An 18,527-nucleotide genomic window follows, 5' to 3' on the forward strand; every position below is an offset into this window, starting at 1 on the left:
GCGGTGCCCTGGATGGGCGGTTTGCGCTTTGCGGGTTTGATTGGTTGAAGGATGTTGGTTATTGCAGGAATGAAGCGGTCTTTTCTTTACTTGCGCTTGGCCAGCGGCACGAATTTGCGGTCTTCGGGGCCGGTGTAGTTGGCGCTGGGGCGGATGATCTTGTTGTCGATGCGCTGTTCGATGATGTGGGCCGACCAGCCCGCGGTGCGGGCGATCACGAACAGCGGGGTGAACATCGCGGTGGGAACGCCCATCTCGTGGTAGCTGACGGCGCTGAACCAGTCGAGGTTGGGGAACATTTTCTTGACGTTCCACATCACCGATTCCAGGCGCTCGGCGATCTCGTACAGCCGCATGTTGCCGGACTCCTTGGACAGGCGGTGCGACACGCCCTTGATGACCTGGTTGCGCGGGTCGGACACGGTGTAGACGGGGTGGCCGAAGCCGATCACCACTTCCTTGTTCTCGACGCGGCGGCGGATGTCGGCCTCGGCCTCGTCGGGCGTGTCGTAGCGGCTCTGGACCTCGAAGGCGACTTCGTTGGCGCCGCCGTGCTTGGGTCCGCGCAGCGCGCCGATGGCGCCGGTCAGGGCCGAATACATGTCCGAGCCGGTGCCGGCGATGACGCGGGCGGTGAAGGTGGAGGCGTTGAACTCGTGTTCGGCGTACAGGTTCAGCGACGTGTGCATGGCCCGCACCCACGAGGCGGGCGCCGGCTTGCCGTGCAGCAGGTGCAGGAAGTGCCCGCCTATGCTGTCGTCGTCGGTGTCGACGTCGATGCGCTCGCCGCGATGGCTGTAGTGGTACCAGTACAGCAGCATCGATCCCAGCGAGGCCATGAGCCGGTCGGCGATGTCGCGCGCGCCGGGCAGGTTGTGGTCGTCCTTCTCGGGCAGCACGCAGCCCAGGGCCGACACGCCGGTGCGCATCACGTCCATGGGATGGCTGGCCGCGGGCAGCCATTCGAGCGCCGCCTTCACGTTCGCGGGCAGCCCGCGCAGCGCCTTCAGCTTGGTCTTGTAGGCCGCCAGCTCGTTGCGGTTGGGCAGCTTGCCGTGCACCAACAGATAGGCGATTTCCTCGAACTCGCATTCGTCGGCGATATCCAGGATGTCGTAGCCGCGATAGTGCAGGTCGTTGCCGCTGCGGCCCACCGTGCACAAGGCGGTATTGCCCGCCATCACGCCCGACAGGGCCACCGACTTCTTCGGCTTCGGTCCCGCGGCCGGCTGGTCCTTCTGATTCGATACTGTTGCGCTCATCGTCTCACTCGCTCCGTAACAATTGCCACACATCCAGGAAACGCTTACCAGACCCAGGATGCGGTGGATCCGGCTCCGCCGGTCCACCCGCATCGCCCCCTGGGGGGCGCGCGTCAGCGCGTAAGGGGGGGTCTACCTCTTCTTGAACAGGGTATCCAGGCTCTGTTCGAACGCGTGATAGCCAATGCGATCGTACAACTCCTCGCGCGTCTGCATCATGTCGATCACGTTCTTCTGGTGGCCGTCGCGGCGGATGGCCGTGTAGACCGTTTCCGCGGCCTTGTTCATGGCGCGGAAGGCGGATAGCGGGTACAGCACCATGGACACATCGGCGCTGCGCAGTTCCTCCACCGTGAATAGCGGCGTCTGTCCGAACTCGGTGATGTTGGCCAGCACCGGCACCTTCACGGCGTCGACGAACTTGCGGTAGGTGGGCAGGTCGTAGGCGGCCTCGGCGAAGATGCCGTCGGCGCCCGCCTCCACGCAGGCCTGGGCGCGCTCGATGGCGGCGTCCAGCCCTTCCACCGCGATGGCGTCGGTACGCGCCACCAGGAAGAAGTCGGGATCGGTCTTGGCATCGGCCGCCGCCTTGACGCGGTCCACCATCTCCGAGGCCGAGACGATTTCCTTGCCCGGACGGTGGCCGCAGCGCTTGGCGCCGACCTGGTCCTCGATGTGGCAGGCGGCCGCGCCGGCCTTGATCAGGCTCTTGACCGAACGCGCGATGTTGAAGGCCGACGGGCCGAAGCCGGTGTCGATGTCCACCATCAGCGGCAGATCGCACACGTCGGTGATGCGGCGCACGTCGATCAGCACGTCGTCCAGCGTGTTGATGCCCAGGTCGGGCATGCCCAGCGAACCGGCGGCCACGCCGCCGCCCGACACGTAGACGGCGCGAAAGCCCGCGCGCTTGGCCAGCAAGGCGTGGTTGGCGTTGATGGCGCCGATGATCTGCAGGGGGTGTTCTTCGCGCAGGGCCTGGCGGAAGCGGGCGCCGGGCGAGGCGGGTCGTGAGGAGGTCATGGCGATGACTCGGACTGGGGGAAAACTCAGCTTACTGCAAAGACCGTGCCATGCGTGGGCCCGCGCCGCGCTTCCCCGCGCCGAGCCGCATGGGCCAAGGCTTCCCTGGCGGCGGGCCTGCTCATCCCGACCATCGTCCCCCTGTCTCGATCGCCAGATTCATTTCATATTTGAAATCTATATAATCAAATCTGCAATCCGGATCTTGCCATGGACCTTCCAGCCGCCCTTCCCGCCCGCTCGCAATCCCGGCCCGTCATCTGGACCATGGGCATCAGCCGCGTGTCCCGCGCCTTCGCCGAACTGGCGCCCGGCTACGCCGGACAGGCCGATTTCCGCATCGTCGATGAAGGCTTCGAGACGGCGGCCCGCTCGATCAACGAGGCCGCGCGCCAGGGGCTGGTCGATGCGGTGGTGGCGGGCGGCTCGAACGGCGCCTACCTGCGCCAGCATGTGGACGTGCCGGTCATCCTGATCAAGGTCACGGGCTTCGACGTCATGCACGCCCTGACCACGGCCAGGCAGTTGTCCAGCCGCCTGGCCCTGGTCACGCACGCCTCCACCTTTCCCGAGGCCGAGGCCTTCAAGCAGGCCTTCGGGCTGGACTTTCCCAGCCACAGCTACGTCACGACCGAAGACGCCGCCTTGCAGGTCCAAGCGCTCAAGCGCGCCGGGCTGGAGGTCATCGTCGGCCCCGGACTGGTCTCGGACCTGGCCGAACAGCAGGGACTGGCCGGCGTTTTCCTGTACTCCACCAATTCGATCCGGGTCGCGCTGGAAGACGCCATCGAGGCGGCCCGGCTCACGCGCATCGAGCAGCGCCGCCGCGAATACCTGAACACGGTACTGTCCCACCTGAACGAGGGCGTGGCCGCGGTGGACGCCGAAGGCCGCATCCAGTCGCTCAATCCGCCCATGGAGCGCCTGCTGGGCCTGCGGCGCGAGCAGGCCATCGGCCAGCCGCTGGAGGAAGCCGCGCCGGCGATCTCGCTCGACGGCCCCCTGCGGCACGGGCAGAAGGAACTGGAGACCATCCAGAAGGTTCGCGACAAGGTGCTGATCCTGAACCGCATCCCCATCCTGAGCGGCGGCGAACTGCTGGGCGCGGTGGTCACGGCACAGGACGCCCAGGCCATCCAGCGGGTGGACCGCAACCTGCGTACCGGCGCGCCGGCGCGGCCATCCGGCACGCGCTACGACCTGGACGACCTGCTGGGCAGCTCGGGTCCCATGCAGCGGGTGCGCGAACTGGCCCGGCTGTACGCCGGCGTCAGCTCCACGGTGCTGATCGAGGGTGAAAGCGGCACCGGCAAGGAAGTGCTGGCACAAGGCATGCACCGCGCCAGCCCCCGCCGCGACTTTCCCTTCGTCGCCATCAACTGCGCCGCCTTTCCCGAACCCCTGCTGGAAAGCGAACTGTTCGGCTACGAGGAAGGCGCCTTCACCGGCGCCCGCAAGGGCGGCAAGACGGGGCTGTTCGAGGCGGCCCACAACGGCACCCTGTTCCTGGACGAGATCGGCGACATGCCGCTGGCCCTGCAGGTGCGCCTGCTGCGCGTGCTGCAGGAACGGCAGGTGCTGCCGGTGGGGGCGCTGGAACCGGTGGCGGTCAACGTGCGGGTGGTCGCCGCCACCCACCGCGACCTGCAGGCCATGGTGCGCGCCGGCGACTTCCGGCAGGACCTGTTCTACCGCCTGAACATCCTGCGCATCGCCATGCCGCCGCTGCGCGAGCGCGAAGGCGACATCGACGAACTGGCCGAGGAACTCTACGCCCGCGCGCAGCGGCGGCTGGGCATGACGCGGCCCGTGCGCCTGCCGGCCTTCGTCCGGTCGCTGTGCGCGAACTACGCCTGGCCCGGCAACCTGCGCGAGATGGAGAACGTGCTGGAGCGGGTGGCCGTCTCGCACGCGGGCCGCAAGATCGGCCGCAAGGAACTGGAGCTGGAACTGGAAATCACCGTGCCCGAGTTGTACGGCGGCACGGACGAGACCGCACCCGCCGGTCCGGACGGGGCCGCCTTCGCGTCGCTGGACGAGATCGCCCGGGCCAGCCAGGCGGCCCATGCGCGCCGGGTATTGGACGCCTGCCACGGCGACCGCGCGGCGGCGTGCCGGATACTGGGCATCAGCCCCGCCACGCTGTGGCGCAAGCTGAAAGAGGCGCCGCCCGGCGCCCCGTGACACCTAGCAGAACGCCTGGATGCCCGTCTGGGCGCGGCCCAGGATCAGCGCATGGATGTCGTGCGTGCCTTCGTAGGTGTTGACCACCTCGAGATTGACGACGTGGCGGATCACGCCGAACTCGTCGGAAATCCCGTTGCCGCCCAGCATGTCGCGCGCCACGCGGGCGATGTCCAGCGACTTGCCGCAGGAGTTGCGCTTCATGATGGAGGTGATCTCCACCGCCGCCGTCCCGGCGTCCTTCATCCGGCCCAGCTGCAGGCAGCCTTGCAGGCCCAGCGTGATCTCGGTCTGCATGTCGGCCAGCTTCTTCTGCACCAGCTGGTTGGCGGCCAGCGGGCGGCCGAACTGCTTGCGGTCCAGCACGTACTGGCGCGCGGTGTGCCAGCAGTACTCGGCGGCGCCCAGCGCGCCCCAGGCGATGCCGTAGCGGGCCGAGTTCAGGCAGGTGAACGGTCCCTTCAGGCCGGCCACGTTGGGCATGTAGTTCTCTTCCGGCACGAACACCTCGTCCATGACGATTTCGCCGGTGATGGACGTGCGCAGGCCGACCTTGCCGTGGATGGCAGGCGCCGACAGGCCCTTCCAGCCCTTCTCCAGGATGAAGCCGCGGATGTTGTCCTTGCCGTCCTCGTCCTTGAGCTTGGCCCAGACCACGAACACATCGGCGATGGGCGAGTTGGTGATCCACATCTTGGCGCCGCTCAGGCGGTAGCCGCCGTCCACCTTGGTGGCGCGGGTGACCATGGAGCCGGGGTCCGAGCCGTGGTTGGGCTCGGTCAGGCCGAAGCAGCCGATCAGCTCGCCGGTGGCCAGCTTGGGCAGGTATTTCTGCTTTTGCGCCTCGGTACCGAATTCATGGATGGGGACCATGACCAGCGAGGACTGCACGCTCATCATCGAGCGATAGCCGGAATCCACGCGCTCGACCTCGCGCGCGATCAGGCCGTAGCAGACGTAGTTCAGGCCGGGGCCGCCGTATTGCTCGGGAATGGTGGGTCCCAACAGACCCAGCTCGCCCATCTCGCGGAAGATGGCGGCATCGGTGCGCTCGTTGCGGAACGACTCCAGCACGCGCGGCATCAGCTTGTCCTGGCAGTACGCCGCCGCCGCTTCCCGCACCATGCGTTCGTCGTCGGTCAGCTGCTGGTCGAGCAGCAAGGGGTCGGCCCAGTTGAATTGTGCAGGCTTGTGCATAAGATTCATGTCTCGCGAGTAGTTGGGGAAACAGGAGAATCCGTGTCCTCCCGGCGAATTTCCTGCAAGATATACGGATTCGGCGGCCACGCCAAACGAGTTCTTTTCACTTATCTGTGCGTTTTCCGCACTTGTTAAAGTAGAACCTTCCGATCCCGGGCCCCTGACATGCGCCGCAAACTGCCCAGTACCGCCGCCCTGGCCGCCTTCGAGGCGGCCGCGCGCCACCAGAGCTTCACCAAGGCCGCGACCGAGCTGGCGCTGACCCAGAGCGCCGTCTGCCGCCAGATCGCCGGCCTGGAGTCCTTCCTGGGCCTGAAGCTGTTCCGCCGCACCCGGCGCGGCGTCACCTTGACCCAGGCCGGCCAGACCTACGGCGAATCCGTGGCGCGCCGCCTGGACGAGGTCGAACGCGACACCCTGGACCTGATGGCCCGGCGCGGCGAAGGCGGCGTGCTGGAACTGGCCTCCGTGCCCACCTTCGCCACCCGCTGGCTGCTGCCGCGCCTGGCCGACTTCGAGCGCCAAGCCCCCAACATCGTCCTGAACATCACCCCGCAAAGCCGGCCCTTCCTGTTCGAGGGCACCCCCTTCGACGCCGCCATCTACGCCGGCGACGGCCCCTGGCCGGGCACCGAGGCGGTCTTCCTGATGCCCGAGAAACTGGTGCCCGTGTGCTCGCCCAAGCTGCTGGGCGTGCGCAAGCGCATCATGCCCGGGCAGTTCTCGGCCTACCGGCTGCTGCAGCAAAGCACGCGCCCCTACGCCTGGCGGCAGTGGTTCGCCGCGCAGAACGTCAGCCATCCGCACGACCTGGGCGGCCCGCGCTACGAGCTGTTCTCGATGCTGGTGGAAGCCGCCGTGCACGGCCAGGGCATCGCCCTGGTGCCACGGCTGATCGCGGAGCAGGAACTCGAGTCGGGCCGGCTGATCGTTGCCTGCGAGCGCGAGTCGGTGCGGGACAAGAACTACTACCTGGTCCTGCCCGAATGGAAGGCCGACCACGAACCCCTGCACTTGTTCGCGCAGTGGCTGGCCGCACAGGCGGCCCAGTACCGGGCGCAGCATGGGCTGGAGGGCGAGGCGGCGGCGCCGCCCAAGCGCTTCACGCGGTGATGGCGGCCATCACGAAATCGACGACGTGCTCGCGGCGCTCGTCCAGCGCCGCATCGTCCGACAGATCGGTGCCCAGCACCGCCGAGAGCGTGTGGCAATTGGAAATGCTGAAAAAGCACAAGGCGTTGATGCTGATGTAGACCTGGCGCGCGTCCAGCCCGGGCCGGAACAGGCCTGCCTCGGCCCCCGCCTGCAGCAGCATGCCGATCCGATGGATCATCGGATCGTAGATGGATTTCAAGCGCTCCGACTTGCGAATGATCCTGCCCTTGTTCACGTTCTCGCCGCTGAGCAGGTTGACGAAATCGCGGTTGTGGCGGACGTGGTCGAAGGTGAACAGGACGAAGTCCCGCAGCGCGGCGCGCGGATCGGCGGCGTTCAGCTCGAGCTTGGGGTCGTTGGACCGGAACGCCGTATAGGCCGCCTCGAGCACCGCCAGGTAGGCATTTTCCTTCGAGCCGAAATGATGGGACAGGATCTGCTTGCTGACCCCCGCCCGGGTGCAGATCTGCTCGACGCTGGCGCCGTGGTATCCGCTATGGGAGAACTCCCGGTAGGCCGCGTCCAGCAGGTTCTGCCGCGTGCGCTCCGGATCCCGGGCACCGTTGGAGCGGCTCGGCCGCCTCGTCGCCGAAATGAAGAAAGTCGGCTTGTCTTTCTTGTCGGTACTGCGAACTGTCAATTTGACGCTTCCTGAAAAAAGATGGAGCAAGCCCCGGTCAGTCCAGTATTTCCCGGCGGAGCATCCCATGCACGCCTTTCTCGCCGTTCACCGCCTGCGTCACATGGAAGTCGACGGCAAGCGAACACAGCTGATAGGCGCTGGCGCGTGCAAGACCGGTCCGCCCACAGATGAAGTCGATCATCTCGCGCAGCGCCTGCTTCAGGGCCTGGTCGAGACTTTCATGGAACCCCATGCTGATGTAGTGCGTCGGCGTTTCCGCGCGAGGAAAACGAAGCCTGGGATCGGCCGCTCCGCCCCCCTTGTGGACGGCGAGCGTGAATTCGCCGTCCAGGCAGGTCTCGAGCGCGGTGACGCATACCTCGCCATCGCCCTGCAACGCATGGCCGTCGCCCACGGAAAAAAGCGCGCCGGCGACATGGACGGGAAGGAACAGCGTGCTTCCAGCCACCAGTTCCTTGTTGTCCATGTTGCCGCCATGGACGCGCGGCTCTTTCGAAGAAATGCAGGCATATGAAGGTGGCGGCGCAACGCCCATGACACCGAAGAAAGGAGCAACCGGCAGCGTCATGCCCCATGCCAGACGCGCGCGGCGGGTCTTACGATCGATGGGAATCGTGGCCACCGTCAGGTCGGGGAAATCTTCGGGCAGCGTTCCCGCCAACGGGCGGATGTAGTTATACCCCCAATCCGAGCCCAGCTCCACCGCGTCTATCCTGACCTCCAGCATGTCTCCCGGCTCCGCCCCCACGATGCCGATCGGCCCGGTCAGGATGTGCGGAGCCAGCATGGGCAGGTTCGCCTCGGCGATGCGACGCAGCGCCGAGGGCACGGTCATCCCCGACCCGGGTTGCGGAAACAGCGAAGACTTGCCGGACACGGTCTCCACCCTGACCGTGTCGCCGGACTCGATCGTCAGGATGGGCTCGAAGCCAGCGTCGAACATGCCGACCCGGACATTCTCGGGCGAGGCGGGAACATGATGGATCATCGCTCGGGCGCTCCGTTCGTATCGTTCAAGTGGCAGGCCGATGCATGCCCGTCCCCATGGGACACCAAGGGCGGTTCTTCGACCTTGCAGCGGTCCATCGCGGACGGGCATCTGGCGTGGAAGCGGCAGCCCAGCGGAGGATGGACCGGACTGGGAACGTCGCCGGCCAGGATGATGCGCCGGCTCCCGGCACCGCGGGCCTTCATCGACGGCACCGACGACAGCAGGGCCTTCGTATAGGGATGCCGGGTCTGGAAGAACACATCCTGGCGCGTGCCGATCTCCACGATCTTGCCCAGGTACATCACCGCCACGCGGTGAGTGAAGTGGGCGACGATGCCGAGGTCGTGGCTGATGAACAGCAGGGCCAGCCCGAGCTCCCGCTGCAGGTCCTGTAGCAGGTTGATGATCTGGGCCTTGACCGACACGTCCAGCGCCGACACGGCCTCGTCGCACACGATGAGCTTCGGCTCGGCCGACAGGGCCCGGGCGATGCCGATACGCTGGCGCTGCCCTCCGCTGAACTCGTGCGGCCACCGGCCGATGGCATCGCGCGGCAAGCCGACCTGCTCCAGGATGTCCCCGACCTTGCGGTCGACCTGCGGCCTGGACAGATCCGGCCGGAAATTGCGCAGGGGCTCGGCCACGATATCCCGGACCTTCATCCTGGGGTTCAGCGACGAAAAGGGATCCTGGAACACCACCTGCAATGTCTTGCGGACGGGACGAAACGCCTCGGGCGACAGCCGGTCTATTCTCGTTCCGTCGAGTTCGATGCAGCCGTCCGTGATGGGGAACAACCCCAGGATGGACCGCCCGACCGACGACTTGCCGCAGCCGCTCTCGCCGACGAGCGACAGAGTCTCGCCATGCCCGATGCTGAATGACACATCGTCCACGGCACGTAGCTGCCGGGGACGCGCCCCGGGAAACCGGGACCCGATCGCGTAGTATTTTTTCAGACCCGTGACGTTCAACAGCGGCGCGTTCATGAGCAGGCTCCTTCTTCCGCTTCGACCCGATGGCAAGCCACGCGATGCCCCTGCGACTTGATCTGCAAGGCCGGGACCACCGCCCGGCACAGATCCGTGGCCAAGGCGCACCGGCCCGCGAACGCACAGCCTTCGATGCGCTCCTTGATGCTGGGCACGGTTCCCGGGATCTCCGCCAGCCGGCCGCCCGCCGCGCACGCCCGGGCGTCCAGCGTAGGCACGGCGCCCAGCAGGCCGCGCGTATAAGGATGCAGCGGATCCTGGAACACCTGCGCGACGGGCGCTTCCTCGACCACCCGTCCCGCATACATCACCAGCACGCGCTGCGCCACCTCCCACACCACTCCGAGATCGTGCGTGATGAGCACCACGGCCGCGCCGGTCCTGCGCGTCAGGTCCTTGACCAGGTCGAGGATCTGCGCCTGGATCGTCACGTCCAACGCGGTCGTCGGTTCGTCGGCGATCAGGAGCCTCGGCTCGCACGCCAGGGCCATCGCGATCATGACCCGCTGGCACATGCCGCCCGACAGTTCGTGGGGGTATTGCCGGACACGGCGCCGCGGCTCGGGAATACCGACCAGCTCCAGCATCGCCACCGCCCTGTCCTGCGCCGCCCGGCCGCGCAGTCCCGCGTGCAGCGCCAATGCCTCGCCAATCTGCTGGCCCACGGTCAGCACCGGATTCAGGCTGGACATCGGATCCTGGAAGATCATGCTGAGGGCGTTTCCGCGGATGGTCCGCATTTCCTCCTCCGTCAGCCCCATCAGGTCCCTGCCCAACAGCCGGACCTTGCCGGCCACGCGCGTCGTGCGGGCGGGCAGCAGCCGCATGATGGACATGGCGGTCACCGACTTGCCGCTACCGCTTTCTCCCACGATGGCCACGGTTTCTCCCTCGGCCACCTGGAAGCTGATGCCGTTCACGGCGCGGCCGATGCCGTCGCGGGCAAGGAACTGCGTCTGCAGGTCCTCGACCTCCAGCAAGGGGGCGGCGGCGACGCTCGCGTCCTCATACATGTTCGTTCATCCTCGGATCCAGGAGATCCCTGACGCCATCGCCCAGCATGTTCATCGCCAGAACGGTCACGCTGAGAAACAAGGCGGGAAAGAAAACGATGTACGGCTTGACCTGCCAGATGCTCCGGCCTTCGGCCATGATGTTCCCCCATGACGGGATGTTGGACGGCGTGCCGGCGCCCAGGAACGACAGCGCGGCTTCGATGAGGATGGCGCTGGCGCAGATGAAGGTTGCCTGCACGATCAGCGGCCCCATGACGTTGGGCAGGATGTGCCGGACCATGATCGTCGGCGCCCGGGTTCCCGAGGCGATGGCGGCCTCGACGAAGGGTTGCTCCCGCAGCGAGATCACGATTCCGCGCACCACTCTCGCGACACGGGGAATCTCGGTCACGGTAATGGCCAGGATCACGTTGCCGATGCTGGCCCGCGTCAGCGCCATCAGCGCGATCGCCAGGAGGATGGGCGGAATCGACATCATGCCGTCCATCACCCGCATCACGATGTTGTCCGCCCAGCGGACGTAGCCGGATACCAGGCCGATCGCCAGGCCGATCAGACAGGAAAGCAGCGCCACCGCGAAGCCGACGACCAGGGACACCCGGGCGCCGAACAGCACGCGCGAATACAGGTCCCGGCCCAGGATGTCGGTCCCGAACCAGAAGCGGGCCGAGGGCTCCATCTTGCGCAGCGCCGGCGCGACGGAGGCCGGATCCCGCGCCGTCAGCCAGGGAGCGAAGACGGCGACCAGAATCATCAGCAGGAGCAGGAGGCCGCCTATTACCATGGTCGGATGACGGCGGACGAATCCGAAAGCGCCCCCGGCGGAACGCGTCTCGGGAAACAGGTCCGGCAGCGGCCTGGCCGCGGGCGGAGCAAGCTCCGCGGAAAACGTCGTGGTTGCATGGGCATTCACAGTCGCACCCTCGGGTCGATCAGGATGTAGACGAGGTCGATCAGCAGATTGACCATCACGTAGGTAAACGAGAACAGCAGCACCACACCCTGGATGACGGGATAGTCGCGGCGCAGGATGGCATCGGCGGTCAGCCGGCCCAGGCCGGGAATGGCGAATACGCTCTCGGTCACGACCGCGCCGCTGACCAGCAATGCCATGCCTATGCCGATGACGGTGACGATGGGCAGGGCGGCATTCTTCAATGCATGGACATAGAGAATGCGAACCCGGCCGACCCCCTTGGCGCGCGCGGTGCGGATGTAGCCTTGTTGCAGGACGTCCAGCAGCGCGGCGCGCGTCGTGCGCGCGATGATGGCGACATAGACGCCGCTGAGCGCGAACGAAGGCAGCAGCACGCTGCGCAGCCAGGGGCCCAGCCCCTCCGAGAATGCCCGGTATCCCTGCACCGGCAGGATCCCCAGTTGCAGCCCGAACACGTAGGCCAGCACATAACCCAGGACGAACACCGGCACGGAGAATCCGAACACGGCTCCTGTCATGACCAGGCGGTCGATCCAGGAATCGGCCCTGGCCGCGGCGGCGATCCCCAGCGGCACCCCCGCGCTGGTGGCGATGACCAGCGTCACGGCCATCAGGGACACGGTCGGCTCCATCCGTTCCAGCAGCAGCGTGCCCACCGGCAGATTGGTGAAGATCGACGTCCCCAGCGCGCCGTGCAGAAGCTGCCAGACCCAGGTGGCGAAGCGGATGGGAAACGGCTCGTCCAGCCCCAGGGACACGCGGATACGGTCCAGCTCCTCCTGGCTGGCATGGTCGCCGGCGATCAGCAATGCCGGATCACCCGGCGCCAGGTACATCAGGCTGAACACCAGCAGCGCGACCACGCCCATGACGGGCAGGGTCGACAGGATCCGGCGGACGATGAAACCTAGCATGGCGCATCCTCCAGGTTCGCGATGCATCCCGACAGGCCCAGGTCCTGCTCCAGCGCCCGGGACAGCATGAACAGGCGCTGCTCGGCATCCCACGGCCCCACGAGTTGCAGCCCCACGGGCAGCCGCAGCCCTGCCCCGGTGAATCCCACGGGCGTGGAAAGCGCGGGATGGCCCGTCAGATTGAACGGATGCAGCGCCGCCGCCCATTGCGGATACGCCCCCGGATACTCCGGGTCGACGGTGTCGAGACGGGGGGCCGCGACGGTCGTCGTAGGCATGGCCAATACGTCGAAACGTTCGAAGATGGCCTGCACCGACCGAAAAAGCGCGGTGCGCCGGTCACAGGCGGCCAGGAATTCGATGGCCGACCAGCTACGGCCCTGTGCGATACCCGCGCGCAGCGTGGGCGTCATCCTGTCCGGCGCGGCATCGAAAAGGGCCCCATACCGCCCGGCGCGATGCGTGCTGGCAAGCGTCGCATACAAGGGATAGAGGCCATCGAAACAGGCCTCGCGCAAGCTTTCGACGCTCGCCCCGCGATCCGAAAGACGGGACACGGCGGCCGACGTGATCCGCAGCACCTCCGGATCGGTTCGATATTCCCCGAAGTGCTCGATCCAGCCTATCCGCATGCCGCGGATCCCGCCGGACCACGCGGGTGGCGCCCCGCGGGTCGAGAATGGATCGGCGGCAGAGGGTCCCTGCATCACCGACAGCAGCAGCGCCGCGTCCTGCGTGGTGCGTGCCATGGGGCCGATGTAGGCAAAGTTTCCGAAGCCGTCGGGCACCGCCTCGATCGGCACGCGCCCCAGGGTCGGCTTCATGCCGACCACGCCATTCCACGCGGACGGACAGCGGATGGACCCCCCGCCATCGGTGGCGATCGCCAGCGGCCCCATGCCCGCGGCCAAGGCCGCTCCGGCCCCGCCGCTCGACCCTCCCGGCGTATGGTCCAGGTTCCAGGGATTGCGCGTCACCCCGGTCGCCAGGCTCTCGGTCAACATCTTGTGCGCGAACTCGGGCAGGGTCGTCTTGCCGATCAGGATCGCGCCCGCGGCCCGCACCCGCTCGACCGCCACGGCATCCTTCCGGGGTATGGCTGGCGCCACGGCAATGGATCCGTTGCCCAGCGGCACGCCCGCCACCGCGACGTTGTCCTTGACCGTCACGGGCACTCCGTGCAGTGGACCGAGCGCCTCGCCCGCCATCACCCGCCGCTCGGCCTCGCGGGCCGCGCGTTGCGCCTCTTCCCGCAAGACCAGCGCAAACGCATTGATCCGTGGATTGACCCGATCGATGCGGTCGAGCACCGCGCCGGTGATCTCGACCGGCGAAATCTGGCGCGCGGCGACAAGAGCCGCCAGGCGCGTCGCGGACAACCCGCAAAGTTCGTCCTGTCGCATGGCCGGCTCAGCCTCCCTCGCTCAAGGAACGGGCCGTGATCTTGCCCCGCTCGTCCAGGCCGAAGCCCTGCCGGCGCGCCGCATCCATCACTTCGTCGGTCCACTCGACGTTGCCCGGGTCATCGCCGCCGATAATGACCAGCAGCAGGGCCTGGCCGGAGCTCTCGTTGCGGAATCCGCGCAGCACGCCGACCGGCAGCGAGATGACGTCGTACTGGTCGAGAAAGATCTCGTGCTCGCCCTGGTCTCCCCATTGCACCGAGAACCGGCCATTCAGGGGCATGAACACCTCCACCGTCCGGTGCTTGTGCAGCGCGCTGCCCTTCCCCGGTTCGACCCGGACGATGGACAGATGGAAGCCCTCGACATCCGTGATCGGCGGAACGATGGCGCCGTCCTCGGCCACGCCCTGGCCGATGATGCTCAGGAGTTCGCGCTGGAACTCGGGCCTCGCCGCATCGATCAGCGGCATGGTGCTGGACTGGAGTTCGCGGAAGACGGCCACCCTCTTTCGCATTTCCTCGGGACTTACCTGACGACTCTGCATGGACCTCTCCTAGGGAATGAGCCTTCCGGCCACGCTCACCGCTTCTCGACGTTCCAGTAGGGCTGGACGTAGGCGGACAGCAGGCCGGCGATGTTGGGCCGATAGGCGCTGACGACATCCCACTGCCCCACCGGCACGTAGGGCAGGAATTGCCACATGTGCTCCTGCAGGGCTTCAAACGCTTCCTGTTGCTCGGCGGGAGTCAAGGCACGCAGGACACGCTGGCGCAGGCGCTCGCCGGCCTCGTCGCAGGGAAAACCGGGCCAGTTGTGTCCGCCGCAGGACATGTCGAGCGCGGCATTCGTCAGCGGGTGAAACCAGATGCTGCCCGTGGCGTTGTATGGAAACAGGTGATAGCCGCCCTTGCCCGGAGGCTGGCCCTTGGCCCGGACGCGCTGCAAGAGCGTGGGAAGATCGGTCACCTGGAGATCAACCTTGACGCCGGCCTCCTTCAGGCGCTGGGCCAGCACTTGCGCGACGGCCATGTTCGGACCGGCTGGAAGGCTCAGCAGCACGATCGTCTCCCCCTTGTATCCCGCCTCGGCCAGCAGGCTCCTGGCCCGCTGCACGTTCGGCTTGAGAAACGGCTTGGATCCCGCCTCCGTGCCGAAGGCGGTGCCGCAGACGCTGAACGAATGGCACGGCTTCCAGTCCGCGTCTCCCGCCACGGCGGGCATGATTTCATCCTGATCGACCAACAGCGCCAGCGCCTGCCGCGCCCTGACGTCGTTGAACGGCGGAAGCTGGAAATTGGGGCGCACGAACTCGACGAAGGGAAGTCCGTTGGGACTGAGCCTGAGCCCCCGCTGCTTCAAGAACGCGATCTGGTCCGGATCCGCCTCGGCCCACAGATCGGCCTCGCCCGCCGCCAGGGCGTTCGACGCCGTCGTCGCGTCCGGCATGATGATCCAGCGGACCTGATCGACCTTGACGATCCTGGCCCCCGCCAGGCCGTCGGCCGGCTCGCTGCGGGACAGGTAGGCGGCATTGCGCGCGAACACCACCCGGCTGCCTTCCACCCTCTCGGTATCGACGTACTTGAACGGCCCCGAACCGACCACGGGAAGCGGCATGGGCGTGTTGTAGGGGCGCGCCGCGTCCTTCTCCCGCATGATGCCCGGAATCGGCGAGCCCGCTCCGGCCAGCAGGAACTCCACGAACCCGAACGGCTCCTTCAGGACCAGCCGGAAGTCACGATCGTTGACAGCGGTCAGCGACGCCAACCGCGACTTGAGCTGCGCGCCGATGGCCGTGTTGTCGGCCCAGCGCTTCACCGAGGCCACCACATCGCGCGCGGTTACCGGCGATCCGTCGTGGAACTTCAGGTTCGCGCGCAAGGTGTAGTCGCGCGTCAGGCCGTCACTGCTGACGGTGTACTTCTCCACCATCATCGGCTTGGCGACCAGCTTGCCATCGAGCGCAAACAGCGTATCGAAGACCATTTGCGAATAGACACGCGACACCCTGTTGCTGCCCTGGGTGGGATCCAGCTCGGTCACGTCGCCGCTGATGACGCGCAGTACTTTCCGCCCCTCCTGCGCGGGCACATCCCGCATCCCGACAGCGAGCATCGAGAAGCAAATCACGATCGCAAACAGTCTTTCGAGTTTCATGGCAACGCACCCCGCTTTGGCTTGGAATACCCGTTGGATACGCGCCCATGATACGCACATTCTCCCTTTAGTCAACCATCCGGTTGGTTGATATCGTGCGAAAAAAAATCCCTGCCAGCACTCATGCGCGGGCAGGGATTTCCCTTGGCGGACCCTTGCTACAAGGCTTTTTACTGGCCTTCCAGGAAGCTCTTGAGCTTGTCGGCCCGGCTCGGATGGCGCAGCTTGCGCAGCGCCTTGGCTTCTATCTGGCGGATGCGCTCGCGCGTCACGTCGAACTGCTTGCCCACCTCTTCGAGCGTCTGGTCGGTGCTCATCTCGATACCGAAACGCATGCGCAGGACCTTGGCCTCGCGCGGCGTCAGCGAATCCAGCACTTCCTTGACGACGTTGCGCATCGAACCGTGCAGCGCCGCATCCGAGGGCGCCAGCGTGGCGGTGTCCTCGATGAAATCGCCCAGGTGCGAATCGTCGTCGTCGCCGATGGGGGTCTCCATCGAGATCGGTTCCTTGGCGATCTTCAGGATCTTGCGGATCTTGTCTTCCGGCATGTCCATCTTCTGCGCCAGGGTGGCGGGATCCGGCTCGGCGCCGGTTTCCTGCAGGATCTGGCGGCTGATCCGGTTCATCTTGTTGATCGTTTCGATCATGTGCACCGGGATACGGATGGTGCGCGCCTGATCGGCGATCGAACGGGTGATGGCCTGCCGGATCCACCACGTGGCGTAGGTCGAGAACTTGTAGCCGCGCCGGTATTCGAACTTGTCCACCGCCTTCATCAGGCCGATGTTGCCTTCCTGGATCAGGTCCAGGAACTGCAGGCCGCGGTTCGTGTACTTCTTGGCGATCGAGATCACCAGGCGCAGGTTGGCCTCGGTCATCTCGCGCTTGGCCTTGCGGGCCTTGGCCTCGCCGGTGGCCATCTGCTTGTTGACGTCCTTCAGGTCCTTCAGCGGCAGCACCACGCGGGCCTGCAGGTCGATCAGCTTCTGCTGGAGCTCCTGGATGGCCGGGATCTGGCGCGACAGCGTCTCGGAATACCCGTGGCCGGCGTTGACTTCCCCAAGCACCCATTCCAGGTTGGTTTCATGCCCCGGGAAGGCCTTGATGAAGTGCGTGCGCGGCATGCCGGCACGGTCCACACAGATCTGCATGATCGCGCGTTCAAGCTTGCGGACTTCCTCGACCTGCGCGCGCAGCGTGTCGGCCAGGCGCTCGACCATCTTCGCGGTGAAGCGGATGCCCATCATTTCTTCCAGGATGGTTTCCTGGGCCGAGATGTAGGATTCCGACTTGTAGCCTTCGCGCTCGTAGGCCTGGCGCATCTTGTCGAACCAGCGCTTGACGCTGTCGAACTTCTCCAGCGACTTCACGCGCAGTTCTTCGACCTGCTTGCTGCTCATGCCGCCGGCGGGGGCGTCGTCGCCTTCTTCGTCATCGTCGTCGGACGACGAGGTGACGCCCGATCCGGCGTATTCCTCGCCGTCGTTGGGGTCGATCAGGCCGTCGACGATCTCGTCGATCTGGATCTCGGACGCGCGGACGCGGTCGGCGTTCTCCAGGATCTCGTTGATCGTGGTCGGGCACGCTGAGATCGCCATCACCATGTGCTTGAGGCCGTCCTCGATGCGCTTGGCGATCTCGATTTCCCCTTCGCGGGTCAGCAGCTCGACCGAACCCATCTCGCGCATGTACATGCGCACGGGGTCGGTGGTGCGGCCGAAGTCGGAATCGACCGTGGACAGGGCGGCTTCCGCCTCTTCCTCGGCATCGTCGTCGGACGAAGCGACCGGGGCGTTCTCGTTCAGCAGCAGGGTTTCGGCATCGGGCGCCTGGTCGTAGACCGAGATGCCCATGTCGTTGAAGGTGCTGATGATGCCGTCGATGGCCTCGGCGTCGACCAGGTCATCGGGCAGATGGTCGTTGATCTCGCCATAGGTCAGATAGCCGCGGTCCTTGCCGAGCTTGATCAGCAGCTTCAGGCGGTTGCGACGCGCTTCGTATTCCTCGGGCGTCACCGGTCCGCGGGCGATCAGGTCCTTGGGATCGGCCTTGCCGCGCTTGCCCCGGCCCTTGGGGATCTTGATCTCGGGGATCGGCTCGGCATCACCGTCGTTATCGCCCACGTCGTCGAAATCGCCACCGGAAGACTCGCCCTGCTTGGCGTCCTTGGGCGGACGGCCCGGCCGACGGCCCGCCGGCTTGGCCAGCAGCTCGGCCAGCTTCTTCTCGGCGTTCTTCTTGTCGGCGGCGGTCGCGGTCTTGGCCGCCGTCTTGGTGGCCTTCTTGGCCGCCTTGGCGGCGGGCTTGGCCTTCTCGGCGGGCTCGGCCGTCACGGCGTCGAAATCGGCATCGGCCGCCTGGGCGGCGGCCTGCGGGTCCAACAGCTTGGTGCGGGCCCTGCCAGCCGACTTGACCGTCACCCTGACGCCACTGGAGGCCGCCGTCTTGGACGCAGCCTTCTCCTTGGCCTGGTCTTGCCCTTCGGCTTTGGATTTGTTCACAGTCAGCGTCTTGCCTGTCGTTTTCGCCATGGTCGGTCAACCACTCCTAATATTTCATCCGGTGGCTGGATTGCTCCAGCCCCCAACCCGCGGGTCGGCGCGTGTGCGCCGATCTCGGCTTCCCGCGCATCCGGTAACGGCCC

Annotated in this window: 15 protein-coding genes; 2 read left to right on the plus strand and 13 right to left on the minus strand. The window is 66.4% G+C overall.

Features of this window, described 5'->3' with window-relative positions:
- Positions 1 to 86: 86 nt before the first annotated feature.
- Positions 87 to 1,262 (minus strand): 2-methylcitrate synthase, encoded by a 1,176-nt coding sequence (prpC, locus tag EGT29_RS19655; RefSeq protein ID WP_124690556.1) that lies wholly within the window; start codon positions 1,260 to 1,262, stop codon positions 87 to 89.
- A 132-nt stretch (positions 1,263 to 1,394) separates the two neighbouring features.
- Positions 1,395 to 2,285, minus strand: a complete 891-nt coding sequence (gene prpB / locus EGT29_RS19660) for a methylisocitrate lyase (protein WP_124690557.1) — start codon at positions 2,283 to 2,285, stop codon at positions 1,395 to 1,397.
- Between the two features lie 210 nt (positions 2,286 to 2,495).
- On the opposite strand from prpB, the gene prpR reads away from it, so the two are divergent.
- A complete protein-coding gene (gene prpR / locus EGT29_RS19665) occupies positions 2,496 to 4,469 on the plus strand; it encodes a propionate catabolism operon regulatory protein PrpR (protein WP_124690558.1) in 1,974 nt (657 codons plus the stop codon).
- Positions 4,470 to 4,472: 3 nt separating this feature from the next.
- Here the strand turns inward: prpR and EGT29_RS19670 are convergent, their stop codons facing one another.
- Positions 4,473 to 5,666, minus strand: a complete 1,194-nt coding sequence (locus EGT29_RS19670) for an acyl-CoA dehydrogenase (protein ID WP_124690559.1) — start codon at positions 5,664 to 5,666, stop codon at positions 4,473 to 4,475.
- Positions 5,667 to 5,834: 168 nt separating this feature from the next.
- Here EGT29_RS19670 and EGT29_RS19675 point away from each other — a divergent pair, with 168 nt between their 5' ends.
- Complete coding sequence (locus tag EGT29_RS19675) at positions 5,835 to 6,782, plus strand: LysR family transcriptional regulator (RefSeq protein ID WP_124690560.1); 948 nt, start codon at positions 5,835 to 5,837, stop codon at positions 6,780 to 6,782.
- Here EGT29_RS19675 and EGT29_RS19680 read toward each other — a convergent pair.
- From EGT29_RS19680 to rpoD, 10 genes are all read right to left on the minus strand, one after another.
- On the minus strand, positions 6,772 to 7,464 hold the full coding sequence (locus EGT29_RS19680) for a TetR/AcrR family transcriptional regulator (protein WP_161567883.1): 693 nt from the start codon (positions 7,462 to 7,464) through the stop codon (positions 6,772 to 6,774). The two genes, EGT29_RS19675 and EGT29_RS19680, sit on opposite strands and share 11 nt — an antisense overlap.
- A gap of 37 nt (positions 7,465 to 7,501) precedes the next feature.
- A complete protein-coding gene (locus tag EGT29_RS19685; protein WP_124690562.1) occupies positions 7,502 to 8,455 on the minus strand; it encodes an acetamidase/formamidase family protein in 954 nt (317 codons plus the stop codon).
- A complete protein-coding gene (locus tag EGT29_RS19690; protein ID WP_124690563.1) occupies positions 8,452 to 9,447 on the minus strand; it encodes an ABC transporter ATP-binding protein in 996 nt (331 codons plus the stop codon). Before EGT29_RS19690 ends, EGT29_RS19685 begins: the two co-directional genes overlap by 4 nt.
- Positions 9,444 to 10,463, minus strand: coding sequence for an ABC transporter ATP-binding protein (locus tag EGT29_RS19695; RefSeq protein WP_124690564.1), 1,020 nt, complete (start codon positions 10,461 to 10,463; stop codon positions 9,444 to 9,446). Before EGT29_RS19695 ends, EGT29_RS19690 begins: the two co-directional genes overlap by 4 nt.
- Positions 10,456 to 11,319, minus strand: a complete 864-nt coding sequence (locus tag EGT29_RS19700; RefSeq protein ID WP_370283057.1) for an ABC transporter permease — start codon at positions 11,317 to 11,319, stop codon at positions 10,456 to 10,458. The genes EGT29_RS19695 and EGT29_RS19700 overlap by 8 nt, the downstream gene beginning before the upstream one ends.
- A 56-nt stretch (positions 11,320 to 11,375) precedes the next feature.
- Positions 11,376 to 12,317: an ABC transporter permease gene (locus tag EGT29_RS19705; RefSeq protein ID WP_124690565.1), complete on the minus strand. Its 942-nt coding sequence runs from the start codon at positions 12,315 to 12,317 to the stop codon at positions 11,376 to 11,378.
- Positions 12,311 to 13,720 carry an amidase gene (locus tag EGT29_RS19710; protein WP_124690566.1) on the minus strand — a complete coding sequence of 470 codons (1,410 nt, stop codon included), beginning with the start codon at positions 13,718 to 13,720 and terminating at the stop codon, positions 12,311 to 12,313. Before EGT29_RS19710 ends, EGT29_RS19705 begins: the two co-directional genes overlap by 7 nt.
- A gap of 7 nt (positions 13,721 to 13,727) precedes the next feature.
- Complete coding sequence (locus EGT29_RS19715) at positions 13,728 to 14,267, minus strand: cupin domain-containing protein (RefSeq protein WP_202865554.1); 540 nt, start codon at positions 14,265 to 14,267, stop codon at positions 13,728 to 13,730.
- Positions 14,268 to 14,302: 35 nt separating this feature from the next.
- Positions 14,303 to 15,880, minus strand: a complete 1,578-nt coding sequence (locus EGT29_RS19720; RefSeq protein WP_161567884.1) for an ABC transporter substrate-binding protein — start codon at positions 15,878 to 15,880, stop codon at positions 14,303 to 14,305.
- A 170-nt stretch (positions 15,881 to 16,050) separates the two neighbouring features.
- Positions 16,051 to 18,414, minus strand: a complete 2,364-nt coding sequence (gene rpoD, locus EGT29_RS19725) for an RNA polymerase sigma factor RpoD (protein WP_238160118.1) — start codon at positions 18,412 to 18,414, stop codon at positions 16,051 to 16,053.
- Positions 18,415 to 18,527: the final 113 nt, after the last annotated feature.

This window comes from Pigmentiphaga sp. H8, from assembly GCF_003854895.1.
Classification (GTDB): Bacteria; Pseudomonadota; Gammaproteobacteria; order Burkholderiales; family Burkholderiaceae_B; genus Pigmentiphaga.